The organism is Shewanella sp. Sh95, from assembly GCF_001308045.1.
In the GTDB taxonomy this organism is placed as follows: Bacteria; Pseudomonadota; Gammaproteobacteria; order Enterobacterales; family Shewanellaceae; genus Shewanella; species Shewanella xiamenensis.
Map to the genome: position 1 here is coordinate 43,931 of NZ_LGYY01000215.1, position 22,548 is coordinate 66,478.

Annotated in this window: 21 protein-coding genes; 10 read left to right on the top strand and 11 right to left on the bottom strand. The window is 45.4% G+C overall.

The genetic code is table 11. The features are described 5' to 3' along the window. The first annotated feature begins 77 nt into the window (after positions 1-77). The 7 genes from rsxA to nth all read left to right on the top strand — a co-directional run bounded on the left by rsxA (position 78) and on the right by nth (position 7,123). Positions 78-656 (top strand): electron transport complex subunit RsxA, encoded by a 579-nt coding sequence (rsxA, locus tag AEA42_RS16020; protein WP_011622827.1) that lies wholly within the window; start codon positions 78-80, stop codon positions 654-656. Then, the gene (gene rsxB, locus AEA42_RS16025) at positions 657-1,238 is read left to right on the top strand and encodes an electron transport complex subunit RsxB (RefSeq protein WP_011626120.1); all 582 of its coding nucleotides are present in this window, start codon (positions 657-659) and stop codon (positions 1,236-1,238) included. It abuts the gene before it with no gap. 3 nt (positions 1,239-1,241) lie between these two features. After that, positions 1,242-3,902: an electron transport complex subunit RsxC gene (gene rsxC, locus AEA42_RS16030; protein WP_055648251.1), complete on the top strand. Its 2,661-nt coding sequence runs from the start codon at positions 1,242-1,244 to the stop codon at positions 3,900-3,902. A gap of 80 nt (positions 3,903-3,982) precedes the next feature. Then, positions 3,983-5,032 carry an electron transport complex subunit RsxD gene (rsxD, locus tag AEA42_RS16035; RefSeq protein WP_011622830.1) on the top strand — a complete coding sequence of 350 codons (1,050 nt, stop codon included), beginning with the start codon at positions 3,983-3,985 and terminating at the stop codon, positions 5,030-5,032. 53 nt (positions 5,033-5,085) lie between these two features. Then, positions 5,086-5,724: an electron transport complex subunit RsxG gene (gene rsxG, locus AEA42_RS16040; protein ID WP_083757899.1), complete on the top strand. Its 639-nt coding sequence runs from the start codon at positions 5,086-5,088 to the stop codon at positions 5,722-5,724. Next, a complete protein-coding gene (locus AEA42_RS16045; RefSeq protein WP_055648252.1) occupies positions 5,717-6,415 on the top strand; it encodes an electron transport complex subunit E in 699 nt (232 codons plus the stop codon). The genes rsxG and AEA42_RS16045 overlap by 8 nt, the downstream gene beginning before the upstream one ends. Positions 6,416-6,481: 66 nt before the next feature. After that, positions 6,482-7,123 carry an endonuclease III gene (gene nth, locus AEA42_RS16050; protein ID WP_055648253.1) on the top strand — a complete coding sequence of 214 codons (642 nt, stop codon included), beginning with the start codon at positions 6,482-6,484 and terminating at the stop codon, positions 7,121-7,123. Positions 7,124-7,268: 145 nt separating this feature from the next. On the opposite strand, the gene AEA42_RS16055 is transcribed toward nth, so the two are convergent. The 3 genes from AEA42_RS16055 to AEA42_RS16065 all read right to left on the bottom strand — a co-directional run bounded on the left by AEA42_RS16055 (position 7,269) and on the right by AEA42_RS16065 (position 9,266). After that, entirely contained in the window at positions 7,269-7,535 is a 267-nt protein-coding gene (locus AEA42_RS16055; protein ID WP_055648254.1) for a hypothetical protein, read from the bottom strand. A gap of 97 nt (positions 7,536-7,632) precedes the next feature. Beyond that, complete coding sequence (locus tag AEA42_RS16060; protein WP_037429078.1) at positions 7,633-8,097, bottom strand: hypothetical protein; 465 nt, start codon at positions 8,095-8,097, stop codon at positions 7,633-7,635. After that, entirely contained in the window at positions 8,097-9,266 is a 1,170-nt protein-coding gene (locus AEA42_RS16065) for a PepSY-associated TM helix domain-containing protein (RefSeq protein ID WP_055648255.1), read from the bottom strand. The genes AEA42_RS16060 and AEA42_RS16065 overlap by 1 nt, the downstream gene beginning before the upstream one ends. Before the next feature lie 475 nt (positions 9,267-9,741). Here AEA42_RS16065 and AEA42_RS16070 point away from each other — a divergent pair, with 475 nt between their 5' ends. Then, a complete protein-coding gene (locus AEA42_RS16070) occupies positions 9,742-10,668 on the top strand; it encodes a hypothetical protein (protein WP_055648256.1) in 927 nt (308 codons plus the stop codon). Positions 10,669-10,678: 10 nt separating this feature from the next. Here AEA42_RS16070 and AEA42_RS16075 read toward each other — a convergent pair whose 3' ends face one another. From AEA42_RS16075 to AEA42_RS16100, 6 genes are all read right to left on the bottom strand, one after another. Then, on the bottom strand, positions 10,679-11,461 hold the full coding sequence (locus tag AEA42_RS16075; protein WP_055648257.1) for a CLCA_X family protein: 783 nt from the start codon (positions 11,459-11,461) through the stop codon (positions 10,679-10,681). A gap of 84 nt (positions 11,462-11,545) precedes the next feature. Further along, entirely contained in the window at positions 11,546-12,673 is a 1,128-nt protein-coding gene (locus tag AEA42_RS16080; RefSeq protein WP_231640406.1) for an ATP-binding protein, read from the bottom strand. A 271-nt stretch (positions 12,674-12,944) separates the two neighbouring features. Next, positions 12,945-13,649 (bottom strand): hypothetical protein, encoded by a 705-nt coding sequence (locus AEA42_RS16085; RefSeq protein WP_055648258.1) that lies wholly within the window; start codon positions 13,647-13,649, stop codon positions 12,945-12,947. Beyond that, positions 13,639-13,947 carry a hypothetical protein gene (locus AEA42_RS16090; RefSeq protein WP_055648259.1) on the bottom strand — a complete coding sequence of 103 codons (309 nt, stop codon included), beginning with the start codon at positions 13,945-13,947 and terminating at the stop codon, positions 13,639-13,641. Before AEA42_RS16090 ends, AEA42_RS16085 begins: the two co-directional genes overlap by 11 nt. Next, the gene (locus tag AEA42_RS16095; RefSeq protein ID WP_037429086.1) at positions 13,940-15,145 is read right to left on the bottom strand and encodes an EAL domain-containing response regulator; all 1,206 of its coding nucleotides are present in this window, start codon (positions 15,143-15,145) and stop codon (positions 13,940-13,942) included. The genes AEA42_RS16090 and AEA42_RS16095 overlap by 8 nt, the downstream gene beginning before the upstream one ends. Then, the gene (locus tag AEA42_RS16100; RefSeq protein ID WP_037429087.1) at positions 15,142-16,110 is read right to left on the bottom strand and encodes a helix-turn-helix domain-containing protein; all 969 of its coding nucleotides are present in this window, start codon (positions 16,108-16,110) and stop codon (positions 15,142-15,144) included. Before AEA42_RS16100 ends, AEA42_RS16095 begins: the two co-directional genes overlap by 4 nt. A 1,002-nt stretch (positions 16,111-17,112) precedes the next feature. Between AEA42_RS16100 and AEA42_RS16105 the strand changes: the two genes are divergently transcribed. Beyond that, on the top strand, positions 17,113-18,705 hold the full coding sequence (locus tag AEA42_RS16105; RefSeq protein ID WP_047537566.1) for an ABC-F family ATPase: 1,593 nt from the start codon (positions 17,113-17,115) through the stop codon (positions 18,703-18,705). Between the two features lie 144 nt (positions 18,706-18,849). On the opposite strand, the gene AEA42_RS16110 is transcribed toward AEA42_RS16105, so the two are convergent. Both AEA42_RS16110 and AEA42_RS16115 read right to left on the bottom strand, forming a co-directional pair. After that, positions 18,850-19,299 (bottom strand): SRPBCC family protein, encoded by a 450-nt coding sequence (locus tag AEA42_RS16110; protein ID WP_037429088.1) that lies wholly within the window; start codon positions 19,297-19,299, stop codon positions 18,850-18,852. Between the two features lie 97 nt (positions 19,300-19,396). Then, a complete protein-coding gene (locus tag AEA42_RS16115) occupies positions 19,397-20,470 on the bottom strand; it encodes a nuclease-related domain-containing protein (RefSeq protein WP_156312357.1) in 1,074 nt (357 codons plus the stop codon). 310 nt (positions 20,471-20,780) lie between these two features. Between AEA42_RS16115 and AEA42_RS16120 the strand changes: the two genes are divergently transcribed. Further along, on the top strand, positions 20,781-22,412 hold the full coding sequence (locus tag AEA42_RS16120) for a diguanylate cyclase (protein ID WP_037429090.1): 1,632 nt from the start codon (positions 20,781-20,783) through the stop codon (positions 22,410-22,412). Positions 22,413-22,548: the final 136 nt, after the last annotated feature.

The following is a 22,548-nucleotide window of genomic DNA, read 5'->3' on the forward strand; positions in this document are numbered from 1 at the left end:
ACCCTGCATTCTATATGTTGTTTATGCAAACGGAAAAGTCGATAATACGGCCAAGATCCGTTTAGACAAGTATTCAGATGAGTGAATATCTCCTGTTGTTGATCAGCACAGTGCTGGTTAACAATTTCGTTTTAGTGAAATTCTTAGGTTTATGTCCATTTATGGGGGTCTCCAGCAAGTTGGAGTCCGCTATCGGCATGTCTATGGCCACGACCTTTGTGTTGACCTTAGCGTCAATCCTCAGTTACCTCGTCAACCAATATCTGTTATTGCCCTTTGACTTAGGTTACCTGCGTACCATGAGCTTTATTCTGGTGATTGCCGTGGTGGTGCAATTTACTGAGATGGTGGTGCAAAAAACCAGTGCGGCTTTACACCGCGCCCTCGGTATCTATCTGCCGCTCATCACCACTAACTGCGCCGTACTCGGGGTTGCCCTGTTAAACGTGAACGAAAAACACGATTTTATTCAATCTGCTATCTATGGTTTTGGTGCTGCTGTCGGTTTTTCCTTAGTGTTAATTCTGTTTTCCGCGATGCGTGAACGTTTAGCTGCGGCCGACGTGCCTATGCCTTTCAAAGGTGGCGCGATTGCCATGATCACCGCAGGGCTGATGTCCTTAGCCTTTATGGGATTCACAGGATTGGTTAAATAGATGTCCACCATGTTAATTGCCGTTATTTTATTAACCCTATTGGCATTGTTCTTTGGGGTATTACTCGGATTTGCCGCCTTAAAATTTAAGGTTGAAGGTAATCCCATCGTCGATGAACTCGAAGCGATTCTGCCACAAACCCAATGCGGTCAATGTGGTTATCCCGGCTGCCGCCCCTACGCTGAAGCGATTGCCAATGGCGATAAAGTCAACAAGTGCCCGCCTGGCGGCACCGCGACCATGGAAAAGCTCGCCAGCTTAATGGGTGTAGAACCAGAGCCACTCAATGCAGAGGCCCAATCCCAAGTCAAAAAAGTCGCCTACATTCGCGAAGATGAATGTATTGGCTGCACTAAATGTATTCAGGCCTGTCCTGTCGATGCCATTATTGGCGCGGGCAAACTCATGCATACCGTGCTCACGGCAGACTGCACAGGTTGCGATCTCTGTGTCGAGCCCTGCCCCGTTGACTGTATCGATATGATCCCTGTGGGCCAAAATCTGAAAAACTGGAACTGGCGCTTAAATGCCATTCCCGTGACTCTTATCCAAGAGACCCCGCACGAAGAAAAGAGAGGATAAGCGGTGCTGACTTTATTAGATCAATTAGATAAAGGAACCCTTTGGCGCTCACCCGGTGGCATTCATCCGCCTGAAGTCAAATTCCTCTCCAACACTACACCGATTAGCCAACTGCCATTAGCGCAGGAATACCTTGTACCTGTGCCACAGGTGGGCGAAAACTGCACCCTTGCAGTCAAAGTGGGTGACAAAGTATTAAAAGGCGCGCCATTAACCCAAGGCACCTCGATTTGGCATTTGCCCGTGCATGCGCCAACCTCTGGCACTGTCGTTGCCATTGAGCCAAGAGCCAGTAATCACGCCTCAGCCTTGCCGGTCAATACCTGCGTGATCGCCGCCGATGGCGAAGACCGCTGGTGCGAGTTAACGCCAGGCTCAATTGAGCTTAGCAATCATGAGATGATTGCCAAAATCCATGGAGCAGGCATTGCCGGTATGGGTGGCGCCGCTTTCCCAAGCCATATCAAGCTTAATCCCGTCAGTGAAATCGAATTAGTGATTATCAACGGCGTGGAATGTGAGCCTTATATCAGCGCAGACGATCGTTTAATGCGCGAATACAGCCAAGACATTCTGGCGGGTATTGGGATTATCCATCGTCTCCTCGCGCCCAAGCGTATTGTGATTGCTATCGAAGACAACAAACCCGAAGCCATCAAAGCCATGCAACAGGCAGTGAGTCAATCCACGCTCCCTGCGGGCAGCACGCGGGTGACGGCGATACCAACCAAGTATCCTTCTGGTGGTGAAAAGCAGCTTATTCAGATCATCTCGGGGCGTGAAGTGCCCTCTGGCTCCATTCCCGCTAAGCTTGGGATTGTCGTGCATAACGTGGGAACCGCGTTTGCGATTCACCAAGCCGTGACCCAAGGTAAACCGTTGATTGAACGAGTGGTTACCGTTACCGGGCAAAATGTCGGTAAGCCCGGCAACTATTGGTTACCCATAGGCACGCCCGTTGAACATGTGCTCAAGCATACTGAGTTTAACGCCGAAGCCGATCAAAAAGTGATAATTGGCGGTCCTATGATGGGCCATGCGTTACCCACCATCCAAGTGCCGATTTTAAAAGGCACAAACTGTATTTTGGTGCCCAGCAGTCAAGAAATTGGAACCACTCCAGAGGAAAAGGCCTGTATCCGCTGCGGCGAATGTGCCAACGCCTGCCCTGCACTCTTGCTACCACAACAACTTTTTTGGCATGCAAAAGCCGAAGAATATGACAAGGCGGCCAGCTACAACCTTAAAGATTGCATCGAATGCGGTTGCTGTAGTTATGTGTGCCCCAGTGATATTCCACTGGTGGAATACTACCGCATCGCTAAATCGGCACTAAAACAAGCCGCCGATGAGAAACATCAAGCCGAGCGCGCCAAACTGCGTTTCGAGGCGCGTATTCAACGCCTTGAGGAAGAAAAGCTCGCCCGCGAAGCCAAGGCTAAGGAAGCCGCTGCGCGTCGTCAAGCGACCATGACCTCAACGGATAAAAATGCCGTCGCCGAAGCCATGGCGCGGATCGCGGCCAAAAAGGCAGCTGCGGCAGAAACCACAGCCGATAAAACGCCGGTCGAAGTCGTGAATGCTGATGCAAACAGCACTGAGGCACCTAAGGGTAAAGCAGCCGTAGCCGCCGCGATTGCCCGCGCTAAAGCCAAGAAAGCCGCCGCTGCTGCTCAAGGGGCAGATGATGCCGAATCATCTAAGCAATCAGTCTCTTCTGAACAAACAGTATCTTCTGAGCAAAACGAGCCAACTGAGCAGACTGAGACACTATCGCAAAAAGATAAAGTCGCCGCTGCCATCGCTCGCGCCAAAGCGAAAAAAGCGGCGTTGAAGGCCAATTCGGATGCCAATGACGACACTGACGCCGCGACTGGCAACACAGATAAGTCAGCAACAGAAACAACGGCTAACGCAGAAGCGGATGACAAAAAAGCCAAGGTCGCTGCAGCTGTTGCCCGTGCGAAAGCCAAAAAGGCCGCCATGCAGCAGGCTGAATCGACTGAGGTTGTTGACGAGCAGCCCAAGCTATTTGCAGACGCTCAGCCAGAATCAGAGTCAGGCTCTATTCCTAGCGCGCCACTCAGTCCCGAAGATGAGAAGAAAGCCAAAGTCGCAGCTGCCGTTGCCCGCGCAAAAGCAAAAAAAGCCGCCGCACAGCAGGCTGAATCGAGTGATGTTGCCGACGTTCAGCCCAAGCTAGCAGCAGAGGCTAAGCCGGAATCAGACGTTGAGTCAGGCTCTGAACCAGACTCTCAATCAGACTCTGAATCAGGAAATGAATCAAGCTCAGTCGCTGAACCAAGTGCGCCACTCAGTCCTGAAGATGAGAAAAAGGCCAAGATCGCTGCTGCCGTTGCCCGCGCGAAAGCCAAAAAGGCCGCCGCACAACGAGCGGATTCGAGTGAGGTTGTCGAAGTTCAGCCCAAGTTAGAATCAGACACAAAGCCTGAATCAGACGTTAAGTCAGGTTCTGAACCAGACGCTAAACCAGACTCTGAATCAGACTCTCAATCAGACAATGAATCAAGCTCAGTCGCTGAACCAAGTGCGCCGCTCAGTCCCGAAGATGAGAAGAAAGCCAAAGTCGCAGCTGCGGTTGCCCGCGCGAAAGCCAAAAAAGCGGCCAGAGAAGCGAATGCGATCAGCGACGCAAATGAATAGCACTGCGGGTTTTAACCTCAGTGCTTTAAAAATGATTAGCTTAAAAATCAGTGACTCAAGATTAGATAAAAGGGATCACAATGGCGTTTAAAATAGCCTCATCACCCCATGTTACCCGTAACTTGCATACATCAACGGTTATGCAAAGGGTCATTTTATGCTTGTTACCCGGCCTTGTGGTGCAATGCGCTTTTTTCGGCTGGGGCACACTTATTCAAGTGTTACTGGCAATTATCGTTGCCCTAAGCTGTGAAGCCGCGGTGATGAAACTGCGTAACCGCAGCATCAAAGCGAGCTTAAGCGATAACAGCGCTATGCTGACGGCGATCTTAATCGGGGTTGCAATCCCGCCGCTGGCACCTTGGTGGATGATCGTTATGGGCACAGTGTTTGCGATTGTTATCGTCAAACACCTCTACGGTGGCCTAGGCCATAACCTGTTCAACCCCGCGATGGCCGCCTATGTGTTACTGCTGGTTTCCTTCCCTGTGCAGATGACCAGTTGGATTGCGCCAAGTACGGTTGCGCTCAATACCCCAAGTGTGATCGATAGTTTGCAATTGATCTTCAATGTGGGCGCCCATGGTGGCATGGAGCAATTCCGCCTCGGTATCGATGGGATCAGTATGGCGACACCGCTCGATACCCTCAAAACCGATCTGTCCTTAGGGCTCACCACCACTGAGAGTATGGCTAAAAGCATTTTCGATGGCGGCACCGGCGTTGGTTGGTTTTGGGTCAATTTGGCTTATCTTGCTGGCGGTTTAGTGCTACTCAAATTAAAAGCCATCCGTTGGCATATCAGCACCGGCGTATTGGCGGGATTATTTGTGGCATCGAGCATTGGCTTTTTACTGTCGCCCGATACTCAGGCAAGCCCACTGTTCCATTTATTCTCGGGCGCAACCATGCTCGCTGCCTTCTTTATTGCAACCGATCCTGTCACCGCGGCGACCAGTCCGCGCGGCCGTTTAATTTTCGGCGCATTAATTGGCGTCTTGGTCTATGTCATTCGTACCCAAGGTGGCTACCCCGATGCCTTCGCCTTTGCCGTGCTGCTCGCAAACCTGTGCGCGCCATTTATTGACTACTATGTGCGTCCGCGCACCTATGGCCATTCAGCGCCCTAGGCCTGTGGCAAAAGAATCAAGCATGCTTGAACAAAGATTCTTGAGGAATAAAAGTGAATAATCCAATGATTAAAAATGGTCTGTTACTTGCCCTGTTTGCCCTGCTCTGCACAGGCTTAGTCGCAGTGGTCAATCAACAGACCTTAGACAAAATTAAGCAGCAAGAGCAGCAGGAATTGATGCGCGTACTGCATCAGCTGATCCCTGATGAGCTCCATGACAATGAGCTGACCGCGCAATGCACCCTGTTGCAGGATAAAGAGGCGCTCGGCACCGAAGATGCCATGCCCGCCTATATCGCCACCGCTGCTGGTAAACCCGTTGCTATCGCCCTAGAAGCCATTGCCCCCGATGGTTACAACGGCAATATTAAGCTGATTGTGGGCATCAATACCCAAGGTGAAGTATTAGGCGTGCGCACACTTGCCCACCAAGAAACCCCAGGCCTTGGGGATAAAATCGATTTACGTAAATCCGACTGGGTGACGCAATTCGTCGGTAAAGTGCTTAAATCAGAAGATGATAAGCAATGGCAAGTGCAAAAAGACGGCGGTGATTTCGACCAATTTACCGGCGCGACAATCACACCACGCGCCTATGTGAAAGCGGTTAAACGCGCCGTATGGTACTTTACTCAGCATCAAGCAGAGATTTTCAGCCAACCTCTGAATTGTGAGGCCAACCATGACTAATTATCGCGAAATTGCCTGGCAAGGACTGTGGAAAAACAACCCTGGCTTAGTGCAATTACTGGGCCTGTGCCCACTGTTAGCCGTAACGGCCACCCTCACTAACGCCCTCGGGCTTGGGGTCGCCACTATGTTGGTGCTGATAGGCTCCAACATTTTAGTCTCGTTGGTACGTGACTATGTGCCTAAGGAAATCCGTATCCCCGTGTTTGTGATGATCATTGCGGCGCTGGTGACGGCGGTGCAACTATTGATCAACGCCTACGCCTATGGCCTGTATTTGTCCTTAGGGATCTTCTTGCCGCTGATTGTGACCAACTGCATTATCATTGGCCGCGCCGAAGCGTTTGCCTCCCGTAATAATGCCTTTAGCGCTGCGTTCGATGGACTGATGATGGGGCTTGGCTTTACCTTAGTCTTAGCGGTTCTTGGCGCCACGCGCGAAATTCTCGGCCAAGGCACCCTGTTTGATGGCGCCGACCAACTGCTCGGCCCATGGGCAAAAGTCTTAACGATTCAGGTATGGCAAGTCGATACCCCCTTCCTGCTGGCGATGTTACCGCCAGGCGCCTTTATTGTGATGGGCCTACTTATCGCCCTGAAAAACGTTATCGATAAAAAGCTTAAAGAGCGTCAACCCGAAGCGGCTGTACAACCCAGTGTAACTCGGGCACGGATCACCAAAGTGAGTTAAGCCCTTATTGAGATAACAGCTTAAGTAGTGGGTTTAGCGTTAAACCCACTGCTTACAAGGATCACTATGAATCAAGAAAAACGCATCCAAATCCTCACCCGCCTTCGTGAAAACAATCCCAAACCCGAAACCGAGCTGAATTTCTCCAGTCCCTTTGAATTACTGGTGGCGGTGACTTTATCGGCACAGGCAACCGATGTGAGCGTAAATAAGGCGACCGATAAACTGTTTCCAGTCGCCAATACCGCCCACAGTATTTATGCCTTAGGCGTGGATGGATTAAAGGAATATATCAAGACAATTGGCCTGTATAACAACAAGGCCATCAATGTGATTAAAGCCTGTGAGATCTTGATTGAAAAATACAATGGCGAAGTCCCTGAGGACAGAGAGGCGCTAGAGTCGCTTCCTGGTGTCGGCCGTAAAACCGCTAACGTGGTGCTTAATACCGCCTTTGGCTGGCCGACCATCGCCGTCGATACCCATATCTTTCGCATGGCAAACCGCACTAAATTCGCCCCCGGTAAAAACGTGGTCGAAGTCGAGGAGCGCATGTTAAAAGTTGTTCCCGCCGAATTTAAAGTCGATGTGCACCACTGGTTTATTCTGCATGGCCGCTATACCTGTCTGGCGCGCAAACCCCGTTGTGGTAGCTGCATAATTGAGGATCTTTGCGAGTTTAAGGACAAGGTCTATCCCGAAGAATAAAGGCGCCACAAGACTGTCGTTCAGCGCTTTAACTAACGTAATGAACAAGTAACAAGGGCTTTCGATCTTGCTGAAAGCCCTTTTGTTATTAGCGCTGTCTTTAACATTGTTATTAGCCCTATTGATATTAGCCTTGTAGTGCAGATTAATCGTTTTGCTGAGCGGCTTTTTGCTGCAATAGGGCGAGCAATTCTTCATATTTGGGTCCTTGGCCAAACTGAGGTAGCGCGACCGCAAAGACCACCAGCGCAAAGGCAATATAAATCGCGTACGGGTGACTCCAAAATCCTGCCAGCAGCGTAAGCGTGCCTAAGATAAGTAAAATAATAACCCCAACTCGCACCCGCTGCGCCATTTGCACTTTTTGTTTCGCGGCAGTGATTAGCGCAAGTTCTGCATTCGTAAATTCCATATCCAATCCTTTGCAGTCAGCCTATCCGATAAAAAATAACCCTCAGGCACAGTTTGCACCTGAGGGCTACTTTACTGCAAACAATTTGCGAACGGTATTACTGAACTAACACCGCCTCGGGTACGGGCCATTGGCTAACCAACCATTCACCCTGCCAATTTTGAATCGACACCCACAAGCTGTCCGTTGCCGCTAACTTAGCGCCCGTAATCGCATGCACATGCTGGCCATGTTTGCTGCCATGTAACACCCCATTTTCACCTTTTTGTAGGGCTTCTAATGGCAGTGCCACTGGGCCGATATTGGCATAAGCTTGACGAATATGGGCCACATCTCCCTGCTCAAAGATCAACATAAAATCTTTAACGTAATCATCGTGGTGTTTATAGGGCGACTTTAAATCTAACGGCATAGGCGCAATCTTAAACTCCCCCAGTTGCTGACTCGGCCAAGCAGGTGGAAAACTCGGGCTAAGCGACTGATAGAGGAACACTAAGGGTAAAATCAAAATCAAGCCACTGAGCTTGTATTTATGCTTTAACCAAAATACCGATGATGCCATTAGCGAGCCTCCCCTATCATATCTGCAGCTAAGTCTTTAGTTTCGGCCTGTTTAAAGGCACGAACATGGCGCAATCCCCACATCATAAAACCAGTGATCGACATCCCAGAAAGTACCAGCCCAAAGCAGAACCAAATCAATTTAGTCCAAATGCCACCTAAGGTGCCGTAATGCAGCGGATCGGCAATATGCATTAAGGTTTGCATGCCTGTCATGGTTTCTGGCGAGGTAGCACTGGCAATTTCGCCAGTCCATGGGTTAATGCTGAGATTATAGGAATATTGATCGTAAAAAATATGATCGCCACTGCCGCTTAAATGGTACATATCCCGTTGATGTTCAGGCAGCATCACATAGCTTGGTTGAAAATCGGGGAAACGCTGCTTGGCTAAACTTAAGGCCTCAGTAAAAGAGACATTGGCGCTTGGCACTTTTAGATCGCCAGCTTCTACTAGCGGCACTTGCTCGGCAGCAATCAATGGTGCATGGGGCTCGATATCAATATCCGCATGCCAGAAGATAGCTTGGACTAAATACCAAAGCCCAGTGAGGCTCATAATCGCGATAAACCAAATCGACCAAACACCCGATAACTTATGCAGATCAGACAATAAGGTCTTCTTTCCTTGCGTTAGACGTAATTTAGGCGAAAAAAAGCTGCGCCAAAAGCGTTTGTACACAATGAGCCCTGTCACTAATGAGGCAAGCATCAAGAGTGCCATAGAGCACACTAGGTAATACCCCAAGCTATAACCGCCCTGCCAAGGAAACAACAGCCAACCATGTAATGAACGCATAAAGCCGATAAAAGTGATGCCTTCGTTGATCTGCTGGATCTCACCCGTATATTGATTCACATAGGCGATGGCATAAGGCTTATCGGCATCGGTAAAAGTAATGGCATTGACTATATAAGGCTCAAAGGTCATCGCTCCCATGACTTGTGCATTTGGATAGGCCTTTTCCACCACCAGCATTAATTCATCAACGGGTTTCGCGGGTAGCTCATTCGGATTGGTCGCACGGGCTGCGGGGTTAGTCAGCCAAGTCAGTTCATGACTAAGTACTGCAACCGTGCCCGTTAAGCAGATGAAACTGAATAAAATCCAGATGGGCAATGATACCCAGCCGTGTAACATAAACCAGAAGCGATTACTTATTTTCGCCATGGGGAGTTGTTCCTACCTCTTTTAAAATCCTGTTAGTGTAAAGTTAATACGAATTATTATCAATACGGTATATGGGTAATCTACTATATTTACAAGATGAGTCACACATTTTGGGACAGCCAGCCTCTGGATATTCAACTCAAGCAGCGCTCAGGATGGATGAAGCGAGATAGGTTTAAATGAAAATGTTTATAGCATGCTGCTGATTACCACCGATTCAAATCGACATATATCCCTAGCCTGTCGAAGGCGCGTCTAGATGAAACACTGGATCAATTGGTATAGGTTTCTTGCTGAGATACCTGTATTTATGATGATTAGTGAATAAGTGATACTGATAAACAAAACAGTGTAACGTACTGTTATTATAAAATTTTATTAATTATTTTACCGATAGCTTGTCGGCAATAATTCTTTAGTCAGCACAGAAGATCCAGTACACTAGCCCTCTTTGCTTTAGAGAGTCCTTGCGAGTATGCCCTATTCACACCCCTTAGCCGATGCGCCTCAGCCACATACGCATATGCACCGTCAATTGGCTAAGCCGCAACCTAGGATTTCCCTCAAAGCACTTGCCGAGCAACTCAAGCTTGAGCAAGCCACCATCATTGGCAATGCGTCAGGGGAATGGCAACCTGCCGCGAAAGGTCTCACCTTTATTTTTAATGGTACGCAATGTCCGCAGCATTTCACGCCCCATGGTCATGTGGTTACGATTGCCAATGGTGGCTTTGCCGAATCGCAATATGCTTTTGAAGTACAAGGTCATCCCCAAGGTGTGCAACTGGCGAAAGCATTAACCCAAGTCGCCACCGATCTCACTGCAACTCTCGGTTGCTGGCCATCATCGGGCTTAACGGCGATCGTTCTTATGATGACCTTGGCACAACAACTACAAGTTCAGCGCATGTCGCTACTGCCCAGCTTACGGCGCAGTGTTGAACTGCCCGAGACGATCCATCTCCCCTGTATGGTTCATAACTGGTTAGGGGAAAGAAGAATCGCTAAAGCCCTACTCTGTGACCGCTTAGACTGGGCTGAATTTACGCTGAAACCTTGGGAGCAAACAACGGAGGCAACACACCAAGTAAACTTTATCAGTGAAAGTGAAGATCCCTTTATCAAACTGGATTTATTGAGACAATATCGCCTTATTGAGTGTGTAAATGAGGATACCAAGCAAGGAGTTCGGCAGCATTTAGCCGAGTTAGCACATACACCAAGCGCTATTTGGTTGCAGTGTGCGGATAAAGCTAAACTCATCGCATGTGAGTCGCTGTTTTTTAATCATCAGCCCGAAACACAGCTCAGCCCTTGGTATTTAATGGATTACCGCGCCTCACAATGGCTCGATGCCATTCGCCACCAACTTGCCTACTGCCAGCAGCAACTCGCCGATTAACACTGATCGCTTATCCTACTTTCCCTAACGCTATGCCTAATGGCTCAAAGTAGGCTATCAAGGCATTAAAGATACGTTGTCTATGTGATTCATCGGGATAAGCTCCTTCCTTTGCCTGCGCAGAGTAACGTGTGCCAGACACCAAATACGGATTTTGGATCCCTTGATAGGATTCGATACACGCTTCAAAGGCCCGAGCCATCATTTCGGTGGGTTTAGCAAAATACTGCGCACCATAACGCTTATCTAATGCTATTGCACGGCGTACATAATCGCTCGGCGCTAGATTGTCCTCAGAGAGTAATGTCACTCGAAAAATTTCTGCTAAACGATGATTTAACGGATGATCAATGAGCGGCAGATCCGCAAGCCAGAGATCACTGGCGCACTTAAAACGTCCCGTGGTTCGCGAAAACGCCTTCGGCGCCACATAATGGTCAAACGCATGCCAAAACTCATGGGCCAAGGCGCCAGCGCCGGCATTTTTTGCCAATGCCAGCTCTCTACCCGCGGGAGCATAATGGGCCTGCACCCCCTTTTGCCCGCCATGACCAAAGGCAAGACTTAAGGTTTGCCTTAGCCCTAAGGTTAAGGGCGGTAAATGCAGGATAAAGGCAAGGTCTGCCAGCGAATCAAACACTAAATTAGCGGCAATTAAGGATTCTTCCCGCGTAACCCAACGCCCTACGCGCACATGACTAAAGCCAAAGGTTTGTTTCACGTCGAGAAAAGTCATTTGCTCCCCAAAGCGATAATCGGGGCCATGACGGTGGTATTGCTGATGGATTAGCACAATCCGTTAGAATCGTCGGTTAAGTATGTATAAAGGCCATTCTATGTGAAAGCCGAATGCATTTATAGTGTTCCAGTAACCATCCTATACTGGCGTAATTGCCGCTAATTTGCTCAAAAACACTTCTAAACTAAAGGGCTTTTGGATAAAGACCACATCGGGGAATCGCCTAAGTGCTGGGATCTCATCACTATCATTGGCTGAGAGCAGAAAATACTGGCATCCCCAAGTACTATCATCCATCTCAATGATAAGCTGGCGCATTTGTTGGATTAACACTAATCCGTCAGTCTCCTTTAACCGATAATCGACAATCACCAATGGTGGCCGCAGCGTTTTAAATAGCCTTAACGCCGATTCAGCCTGATCTGTACAGTGGATTTGGGCAAAATGGGACTCGAGCGCTCCACGGCAAATCTCAAGATTAAACAGATTATCGTCCACTAATAGTAATGGTTGCTGGGTATAACGGTGTATTGGCTCCTGCTTCTGGTGATAAAACTGACACGGAAAGTGCATTAATACCGTGGTTCCTCGTCCTTGCTGACTGCGTATCCGTAATTTACCGCCAATCTGCTCCAATAATCGCTTACAGGTATAAAGCCCAAGCCCTACTCCCGAAATACCATAGGAGCTAGACAGTGATTGATAAATAAAGGGACTATCTAACGCCCGCTTTGCCTGCAGAGGCATACCTTCACCAAAATCACGGATCAACACCCTCAACATAGGCGAAGCTGAAGCTTGATTAAATGAAGGATGTAAATCCATATAACAGTGTACCTGCTCACCAGTACTGTATTTAAAAGCATTATTAATAATATTGGTGACAAGTTGGAATAGCTTAGTGCCATCAAGCTTAAGCAAGTCAGGTAACGTATCACTCACCGACACCGTGAGGGTTTTACCCGAAGTAGTATTGAAAGCTTGATAGTATTCCTGAATGCGACCAACATATTCTCTGAGGTTAATCGCATGCTGATCTAATGTGAGTTTTCCAACTTCAGCCTTACTGTAATTTAATGTGTTTTCAGCAACCGAATAAAGCAAATTTGCTGACCAGATCATTTTATCGACAATATGGCTTAGCTCCTGTTTTGATGTGCCCTGCTGCGCTCGCTCGGATGGTATTGAAAGAGCTTTCTTGAGCATCCGGCTATAACCAAGCAACGCATTTATTGGCGTACGGATCTCATGATTAATACTGGCCATTACCGCTAATTTCGAACGATTTTCACATTCGATGCGTTCAATAAGCTGTTGATGTTTCGCTTTAAAAAACCATAGTAGCGAAAATGCTAGCCCAAGAAGCGCAATCGATAGGATTATAACGAAAAGGGCTTTGTTTCCTAATAGTGAAATCCAATGTTTTTCGGGTTTAAATCAAAATAATATTCTGATTACAGATAAACGACTGACGATGAAACAAGGGTTTTAAGCACCATACTGGCGCTCAGGAAGCACTCTGTAGTTATTTGTGCTTTTAGGAAACAAAGCCAACGAAAAGCTCAATCACTTCCGCTCGAGGTACCTGATAATAAACCTGTAAATTGAAACGGGTCTGATATTCGTTCAATGTAATAAACTGACGATCTGAATAGGCAAATAAGCGCCAAATCCCCGTTGCAGCAGGGATATCACAGTAAGCGCTTCGTAAAATTGAATGCTCGAACTGATACGTAATGCATACATCTTGCTCTTGATCGATACGCGTCAAAATCCTTTTTTGGGAAATGGCATAAATCAAATAAGGCATCTGAGGTTCATCAATCTTAACGGTCAAAAGGGTATAATTGATTAGCCTGGCGTGTAAACTCCCGTTGTCCATCATACTTAATGTTAATGGTTTAAGTTCTGGTAAGATGGATGGATCAGAAATATACGCCAGTTCGAGTTCAGGGGTTAATGTGAAGGCAACGGCAGATTTGATCTTCAACAAATCCTTAGCAAATACTTCAAATTCTTTTGTGGTCACCGCAGCGGAAGCATTAAAAAACGATCGCAATGCGTCTAACATAATACGGTGTTGTAAAAACATATCTTGGGATGATGAAAATACAGCCTGAGCTTTTTTTTGGTAAACCGCTTTAAATTCATTAATTGAATGGGCAAGCGTTAAGCAAATAATAATCAGCGTAATAAATAACCCGGTAAGCAAGTACATGCTTGAAGTATATTTACTCCCCATTATCTTGCTCCTTTACGGCATTTAACAAAAATTGGATCTGGGTGTTAAAAGCCGATACCGAAGCCAAATTTGAAACACACAACGTCTCATCCAAGGCGAGATAACTCGTCATCCCCAAAAACTCATGCCTAAGGTCAGAAAAACATTCTTCAGCGTTGAGTGACATAAGTTGCAGACTCATGCGTTCAAGCTCTATGAGTAAAGCTCGCCTTAACACTTGTTGCTGCGGCTGTTGATATTGCGCCAAAAAAACAGACAGCGCTTGCTTCACTTGGTGTTCAAGCCCATGATTATTCATGTATTAAACACTCACTTTGATAATGGCCTATCCAGTTAATAAGGTAACGACCTTCAATGGGTGGACTATACAAATATCCCTGTGCCACATCACAACCTAAGGCTGTCAAAATAGCGGCAATAGCGGCAGTTTCTACGCCTTCGGCAACCACTTTTACGTGCATCTTTTGCGCTAGGGCAATGGTCGACTCAACAATTAAATAATGTTGATGATTGATATCCATATCGGAGACAAAACTTTTATCAATTTTTATTTCTTTAAAAGGAATAGCATCAAGACGATCATAGGTCGAATAGCTTTTACCAAAATCATCCAGTGAAATATCAATATTATTAATAATGAGCCGGGCAATCGAATTAAGAACTCGATCTTGATTAATGATTTCCTGTGATTCAGTTAACTCTAAAATTAAGTGAATCCCCGTATGAGCACGACTAGACTCGATAATGTATTCAATTAACTCCTCACAGGTGAGATCATCTGCCGTAATATTGATTGATAATGAAAATGGGGTGAGTAGAGGCTGGCGTAGCCAACACTGCAACGCCTGAGAAATCACCATCCGCGAAAAAATACTGTTTAATCCCTGTTGATTGATTAAAGGCAAAAATACATCGGGATAAATATAACCATGGTGGCGATCACATAAACGAGACAACACCTCAAAACCAGTAATTTCTTGGGTTTTTAAATTAATCTTTGGCTGGTAACAGAGGATCAACTGTTCATCCTTAAGTAACTGTTGAACGTTGATATTTGCATGTCGGTGACCTCGATGACGATGCGTAGTTGACTCAGGCACATCTTCGGTGTCGGTCGTAAGCAATGGCATTAATATATCACTGGCATTGACAGGCTTTGCAAACACACCCAATAGGTTTAACCTGAGTGTATGAATAATACAGTCTACCAATTCAAGAGTTCGTTTATCGGAAGAACTGATCACGGCAATCGGAATCGACATCCACAGAGGCTCTGTCGCTAACATATTGATGACAGCAATACCATCGCCCTGATCCATCTTCAAATCGATAATGATGAGATCGAGTGATACATTTAACCCCATAATTAAATTAATCCCTTGATTGCCATTACTGGCTTCATAAATATTAATTTCATTTTCGGCTAAACATTTATTGATATCCGCTTTGAGCGTTTCTCGGATAAATTTTTGATCATCAATAATGAGTATATTCATATATTGGTCTCTAGCTGCATAAAGAAAATAGGATCGATTGTCTGAGACTTAGCCGAAGGAATAACCGATAATTTCAGCAAATTTCGATTAGCCATTACTTCGGTTCTACTGGCGAAAAAGGAATAATTCTTTATAGTTCTATGATTGTTTTCTAAGGTTCTAATTTTAAAAATAGGTAACTTGAATTGGGAAAGCTTCCTTTTTAAGGATTCATCACAGATGCTGAAACTTAAGTACTTTATCGAACGACATAAAGCCATTTCATTCAGGTAGACAGACATCATATAGTTTTCAATATGAGGTGTGACACCAAAAGAAGAAAACACCATTAAGGTATCAGGGCTAGACTCACTGTTATGGCTAATGACCTCAAACAAATCCACTTCATCATTCATAAACTCGAGCGCAACCTTAGCGTGCGTACGGCAAAACAAACAATGCCCAACAATCTGCTCACCAAAACTAAATGCAACAACGAGCGATAATCCCAAAAAAAAGGGTTGCGATAATTGACAATTATTCAAACAAAGCCGGGGGTTACTCTCATACACTAGGCTCAACTGTAGTAAGGTCAAAAAGTTATCATGATGGTTATCAATAAATTCGACACGATAAGGTTTATTACGATAATAAGGATGTTCGCTACGTTCGACACTCGAATCAAATAAATTAATCGAGGCGAGTCCTTCACTAACAAAACTTTTATCCTGCCGATAAATATCAAATAATTCTGAACCAAAAATTTCTACAATTTCTGCCTGTTTTGCTAGTGATGGGATATTGACTCCTCGCTCCCAACGGCTAATCGTAATCGCATCTAAAGCATCAAATAAACAACTTTTTTCCCTGAGTAAACAACATAAATCCTCCTGTGAAAGTTGATTTTCAGTGCGTGTGTGTTTTAAGAAATTGGAGAATGTCTGTGCACTTGTTTTGCTTTGATAGGAGATAGGTGTACAAATCATAGCGTGTTCCATCAGTCTTTTTTATTTTCTCAAGCAGCTCCATATATGTCTCAAGGTCAACATCATCTATTGGTTCTGGATACCTTAGGGTATAGATAATCCAGATACGTTGCTGTTCTTCCACAAAATAGAGACCAGTGATTTTCTCTTCTTGCATCACTTATACCTTTATAGATTTAGCCATATAACCATATTTTTGCTACGGTAATAGCAGTATAAGTGTCATCTTTTAAATAAGACCATGGCACTATTACAGTGTGTCATGGGAAAAAGTGTCTAGTGATCCATGCGGTAATATCTATTCGAACAAGCTATATTACTGACGATACAAATAGATACAGAAATCAAACATAGAATTGCAATGTTTTATTACCATTCAGTTAAATATCGGCCTCGAAGAAAATAAAGGCGCAATCGCTAACACCAGTATTTCGATAAGCAGACAACGGCGGCAACTCATGCCAACTAACGAGACTAATTATCGAATTAAGGGGACATAACAGTGAGGAAGGCATTGAAACCCTAAGCAGTTTTTATTCTGAAATTTGCATAAATAAAGACTAATCTCGGGAATTTAGCTAAATTATATGCGCATTAATGAATATTAATTCAAAACAACCTGTGCGATTGGTGAGCAAAACCCCGCGTTAGGGGGTAAACGAGGCGAACCCATAGTGGAAATAAGCAGTAATTAACCACTCCAAGGTTTAGATGGGTAGTGCTAATCACAGGCACCACTCAAGGATAAAGGCGCTTACGTAGATGCTCTTCCCGCGCGGAGCCAAGAGACACAGCGTGTTTATTAAACGGGCTTCATCGGCAAGTTTATTATCTTTAAGGATTTGTTTGTAACTCGCATATTGTGCGTGAAATCGCTATACTGCGCGGCCAAATTATCTTGGCCAAGACTTTGCTGACATCAGCATGATTGTTGCAACGGCGTTTGTCAGCAACGCAGCCGGTTTAAGCCTTTTATTAAGACGTAACTCCTAGGACATCCCCTTGATCTCTACCGCAAATATCACCATGCAATTCGGCCCTGAGCCATTATTTGAAAATATCTCGGCAAAATTTGGCAACGGCAACCGTTATGGTTTGATTGGCGCTAACGGCTGCGGCAAATCGACTTTTATGAAGATCTTAAGTGGCGCCCTCGCCCCGACATCGGGTAACGTGTCCATCACCCCAGGGCTAAAAGTCGGCACCCTAAGCCAAGATCAATTCGCCTTTGAGCAATACACGGTTATCGATGCGGTGATCATGGGTGATACCCAACTGTGGAAAATCAAGCAAGAGCGTGACGCCATTTACGCCAAGCCAGATATGAGCGAAGAAGATGGCATGCGCGTGGGCGACTTGGAGAGTGAGTTTGCCGAGATGGACGGTTACAGCGCCGAGAGCCGCGCGGGCGAAATCCTCATTGAAGCCGGTATCGAAGAGTCTTTCCACTACGGTCCTATGTCTCAGGTTGCGCCTGGTTGGAAACTGCGGGTGTTATTAGCCCAAGCGCTGTTTGCTAACCCTGATATCTTGCTACTCGACGAACCGACCAACAACTTAGATATTCATACCATTAGTTGGCTTGAAACTGAGCTGAATAAACGCAAATGTACCATGATCATCATCTCCCACGATCGACATTTTTTAAATGCTGTGTGTACCCATATGGCGGATATCGATTACGGCGAACTGCGTATTTATCCCGGCAACTATGACTACTTTTTAGCGCAATCGGCATTGTTGCGTGAACAACTCTTAGCTGGCAACGCCAAAAAGAGCGCCGAGATTGAAGAATTACAGGACTTTGTTAACCGCTTTGGGGCCAACGCTTCTAAGGCAAAACAAGCCAGCTCGCGCGCCAAACGCATGGACAAAATTAAACTGGATGAAGTGAAATCCTCCAGCCGAATTACCCCATCGATTCGTTTCGCTGCTGGCAAGAAAATGCATCGTCAAGCCTTAGTGCTGGAAAATCTTGGCCATGGTTTTGATGGCGAAAACTTATTCGAAGGCGGTGATTTAATTCTCGAAGCTGGCGCAAAACTGGCAATTATTGGCGAGAACGGTGTGGGTAAAACCACCCTATTACGCTGTTTAGTCAATGAATTAATCCATAATGAAGGCACGATTAAGTGGTCCGAAAATGCCGCTATCGGCTATTGCCCACAGGATAGTACCAGCGATTTCGATAATGACTTGACTATTATTGAATGGATGGACCAATGGCGCCAACCCAAACATAACGATTTGATGGTACGCGCCATGTTAGGTCGTTTGCTGTTTACCGAAGATGATGCCAATAAAAAGGCTAAAAACTGCTCCGGCGGAGAGAAAAACCGTTTAATTTTCGGTAAGTTAATGATGCAAGATATCAACGTCATCATTATGGACGAACCGACTAACCATATGGATATGGAAGCAATTGAAGCGCTCAATAATGCCCTCAAAGATTTTGAAGGCACGCTGATTTTTGTCAGTCATGACCGCGAATTTGTTTCTTCGTTAGCGACTCGCATTATTGATATTCGTGATAGAAAATTGGTTAACTTTCAAGGGACGTTTGATGAGTATCTGGCAAACCTTGCCAGTGCGTAGCCCTGCGGGTACTAGGTAATAAGCCTTTTTAAAAGGCTTTATCCATTGCCAATAAAATTACCCAATAAAAAAGACGCTTCACTCTACTCGAGATAAGCGTCTTTTTTATATCACCCTTTTTATATCACCCAGTGACTGACGACCTCATTCCGTCTTAGCTTCCACCAAAGCCGCAAGTTGCAGTAGTGATTCTTGCCAGCCTAAGTAACACATCTCCTCAGGAATAATCGCAGGAATGCCCTCCTGTACTATCTGCAAGCGGGTACCACAGGCTACCTCGGCAAGTTCAATTGTCACCTGCATCACCCCGGGTAGATTAGTATCATCAAATTGGTCACTATGGCGGATAAGTTTATTAGGGATTAGCTCGGTATAAGTCACCTTAAAAGAATGACTGTACCCGGTCGCAAATTGGGTAAAACTCATGGAATACCCTGCACCGACAGCCAACTCAAACTCATGAATTGTCCCGACAAAGCCATAAGGTGGTAACCAACGTTCTAACGCCGCTTTATCGGTAAATGCTTTGTAGACTAACGCCGCTGGTGCACGCAACACCCGATGTAATCTCACTGTACCTGTGTTATCCGACATATCCCTATCCTTCCAATTGTTTATGGGTTAATGGTGTTCTTAAAGATAGCGCAATAATCCATTCATTATCACCTTAGCGAGAATACTAACTCTAATATCAACTTGAGATGGTTGGTTCAACACGACGATGCTTAAACTGATTTAAGTGCAATGACTTAGCATCAGAGTTCGACTGCTGCTTGGCGATATCGAGCCGTTCTGCAGCGCGAGAAAATTCTAGATGTGTGTTTTGAGAAGTTTCACTCGTTTGTACTTTATATTGAGCGATAAAACTCAAAAGTCCCGACTCATTTACCACATTTTTAGGCAATGGGGTTTTAAAGCTCACCTCATCACTAAAAACGACTACAGAATGGAGCCCCTCGACTAACCCTAAGCAATGGGCAACCGCTAAACAATGTTTATAATTTTGATGGAGCGGATTTTTAAAGCGAGTTTGTTTAGTAAAAATTTTCTGCGTCCACTGCGCTTGCTTCTCTCCCCCAAATATCCAGCCAGAGTAATTTTTAACTTCAAGAACAAAAACACCAAAATGAGTCAATAAGACTAAATCAACCTCTGTCAAAGAGGGTGTGCCTTCACTCAACTCATCCATGGGTAAAATTAGATTACGATAAAGTCGGTAGTCCTCATCTTTTAGTCCTTGCTTGAGTAAGTTAGCGACTCGCTTTTCACCCTGTTGGCCTAACCTTTCGGCTCGGTATCGTCTTAGCGATGGACGAAATAACCATATGGCGACAGTCAACACAATCATAAAGACTGGGATACTCACAAGAATAGATAGCGCCTCGAGTATTGAGGAAATAGGTGAGATCGCGCTTGGAGTGGGCGTATGTTTAGGTGTTATCTCGGTAGGGATCACATTGGATTTCTGCTCCGGCGTATCATGGCGAGCAGTGAATTGCGTTTTAGGCTGGTTAGTTAGGGATTTTATGCCATTGGCTACAGGTTGCTGACAACGCTCATCGAATCTTGCTTTGAGCTCCTGATAACGCGGCGTGGTTGGATGCCAATCTTGCATCTCACTTTGGATAAGGATACAGATGGCTTCAGAATCTTGTTTCTCTAATGCTTTTAGCGAGAATGGATAAATACCAACGACACTGGCCGTTACAGCCAACAATATACAAAACTTGGCGTTGTGCCTGATATTCTTTACGCATCCCTTCACGTTGAAATCACTCCTGTTACCATTGCTAACGCTTATAAATTAATTGATCTTACTTATTATTTTCTAATTGCATAGGTTATTTCCACTAAGCGCTATCAAAGTATCACTTCAGCTAAAAATAGGTAGCTTTAAGGTTTAAATGTTATTAATACTGTATTTCTGCCGCATTTTTTCTCCCTTGGTTTACACTCATAAGGTACCCAACAAAACACAACTAAATGAATTGGGTTAATTAATCCTTAAGGGGTATTGCATACGCAGCACCGGTGCACCAGTTTATTCTGTAAATCCTTATCATGGTGATGGTTTTATGAGTCTTGAAGAATCCTTAGAACAACTCAAACGTCAGTACTTACATGCTTTGCCTGATAAAAAGAAACAAATCATTACGTTATGGATCTCACTACGGAAAAACTGGCAAGGACATATGCTGTCAGCCGTTTATCGCGAAGTGCATAATTTAAAAGGTTCCTGTGAAACCTTTGGCTTAATCGAGACCAAAGATCTAGTCGATAAGCTTGAGCTTCAATTGAAACATCTTCTCGATACCCCAGCACCAACGCTAAATGTGATCAAAGGCCTAGATACACTTTTCCACCAGTTACTGCAAAATAATCAGCATTGTCAGCCTGCGGCCCCCGTGGTTGAGGCGCAAATGCAACAAAGCCCCTATAAACCCTCAAAGTCTCGCCATGAATACTGTATTGCCATCATCGAAGATGACAGTAATGTGGGCTTAATGATCACAAAACAACTACACGAGTTTGGTTTTAATGTGCAACATTTCTTAAATTTTACCGACTTTCTCAAGGTGCAATACTCAAGTCCATTCGATTTAATTTTATTAGATCTTATCTTGCCCGATTATACCGAAGAGGCACTATTCGAAGCCGCCACCGAATTTGAGAAAAATAATACTCGGGTATTTGTATTATCTTCTCGTGGCGATTTTGATATGCGTTTATTAGCGATTCGTGCCAATGTCAGCGAGTATTTTGTTAAACCGGCCGAAACAACATTGTTGGTTCGTAAAATTCATCAATGGCTCAAAATGTCCGATAAGCCTCCCCTTAAAGTGCTGTTAGTGGATGATCAGCAATCGATGGTGGATTATTTTTCGAGCTTATTACGTAGCCATGGGTTAATGGTTAGAGGCATGACCAAACCCGAGCACGTCATGCCAACCCTGGAGCAATTTGAACCGGATTTATTTATCTTTGATCTCTATATGCCGGAGGTAAATGGCTTAGAACTGGCAAGAATGATCCGTCAGCTCGATAAATATACTTCAAGCCCTATTTTAGTGTTGAGCTCAGATGACACCATGCAAAATAAAGTCAGCATTATTCAGGCGGGATCCGATGATCTTATCTCTAAACAAACGGCCCCCAGCCTCTTTGTTACCCAAGTGATTTCCCGCGCGCAACGTGGCCATGATATACGCAGTTCTGCCAGCCGTGACAGTTTAACGGGCTTATTGAATCATACTCAAATCCTTGTTGCGGCTCGTCATAGTTTCAGCTTAGCCAAACGAGCAAACTCTTGCGTATGTATCGCGATGCTGGATCTAGATCACTTTAAGCAAGTGAATGATACTTATGGCCATTCAGGTGGTGATAAGGTTCTATTAGCTTTTTCGCACCTGTTACAACAGTCCCTACGCCCTGCGGATTTTATGGGGCGTTATGGCGGTGAGGAGTTTATGCTGGTCATACCTGACATGCCCGCACCGCTGGCGATTGCCAAAATTAATGCCATTCGCGAAAGCTTTAGCCATATTGTGTTTGTTGAAGAAGGCGCCGAATTTAAAGTCACATTGAGTGGTGGTTTGGCATTTTCAACCGAATGTCATCAGTTTCAAGAGTGTTTATTATTAGCGGATAAAAACTTGTATGAAGCCAAACGAAGCGGACGAAATTGTATTATCAATACCTTAGTTTAATGTATTGCCTAAATAGCTGATCCGAATACTGCTACATTTTCGCCGTGCCATGCCCACTGCCAGGAAATGGGGAAACGGTTCCCATAAAATGCCATACCATGCCAAGCAGTTCCCGTATGTTCCTGCAAGCGTGATT

Coding starts and splice junctions, on each gene's coding strand:
- AEA42_RS16070 (WP_055648256.1), top strand. CDS start 9,742: ATGCCCTATTCACACCCCTTAGCCGATGCGCCTCAGCCACATACGCAT.
- rsxD (WP_011622830.1), top strand. CDS start 3,983: ATGGCGTTTAAAATAGCCTCATCACCCCATGTTACCCGTAACTTGCAT.
- AEA42_RS16085 (WP_055648258.1), bottom strand. CDS start 13,649: ATGGGGAGTAAATATACTTCAAGCATGTACTTGCTTACCGGGTTATTT.
- AEA42_RS16080 (WP_231640406.1), bottom strand. CDS start 12,673: ATGGCCAGTATTAATCATGAGATCCGTACGCCAATAAATGCGTTGCTT.
- AEA42_RS16100 (WP_037429087.1), bottom strand. CDS start 16,110: ATGATTTGTACACCTATCTCCTATCAAAGCAAAACAAGTGCACAGACA.
- rsxA (WP_011622827.1), top strand. CDS start 78: ATGAGTGAATATCTCCTGTTGTTGATCAGCACAGTGCTGGTTAACAAT.
- AEA42_RS16060 (WP_037429078.1), bottom strand. CDS start 8,097: ATGGCATCATCGGTATTTTGGTTAAAGCATAAATACAAGCTCAGTGGC.
- AEA42_RS16065 (WP_055648255.1), bottom strand. CDS start 9,266: ATGGCGAAAATAAGTAATCGCTTCTGGTTTATGTTACACGGCTGGGTA.
- AEA42_RS16110 (WP_037429088.1), bottom strand. CDS start 19,299: ATGTCGGATAACACAGGTACAGTGAGATTACATCGGGTGTTGCGTGCA.
- nth (WP_055648253.1), top strand. CDS start 6,482: ATGAATCAAGAAAAACGCATCCAAATCCTCACCCGCCTTCGTGAAAAC.
- AEA42_RS16095 (WP_037429086.1), bottom strand. CDS start 15,145: ATGAATATACTCATTATTGATGATCAAAAATTTATCCGAGAAACGCTC.
- AEA42_RS16090 (WP_055648259.1), bottom strand. CDS start 13,947: ATGAATAATCATGGGCTTGAACACCAAGTGAAGCAAGCGCTGTCTGTT.
- rsxB (WP_011626120.1), top strand. CDS start 657: ATGTCCACCATGTTAATTGCCGTTATTTTATTAACCCTATTGGCATTG.
- AEA42_RS16055 (WP_055648254.1), bottom strand. CDS start 7,535: ATGGAATTTACGAATGCAGAACTTGCGCTAATCACTGCCGCGAAACAA.
- AEA42_RS16120 (WP_037429090.1), top strand. CDS start 20,781: ATGAGTCTTGAAGAATCCTTAGAACAACTCAAACGTCAGTACTTACAT.
- AEA42_RS16045 (WP_055648252.1), top strand. CDS start 5,717: ATGACTAATTATCGCGAAATTGCCTGGCAAGGACTGTGGAAAAACAAC.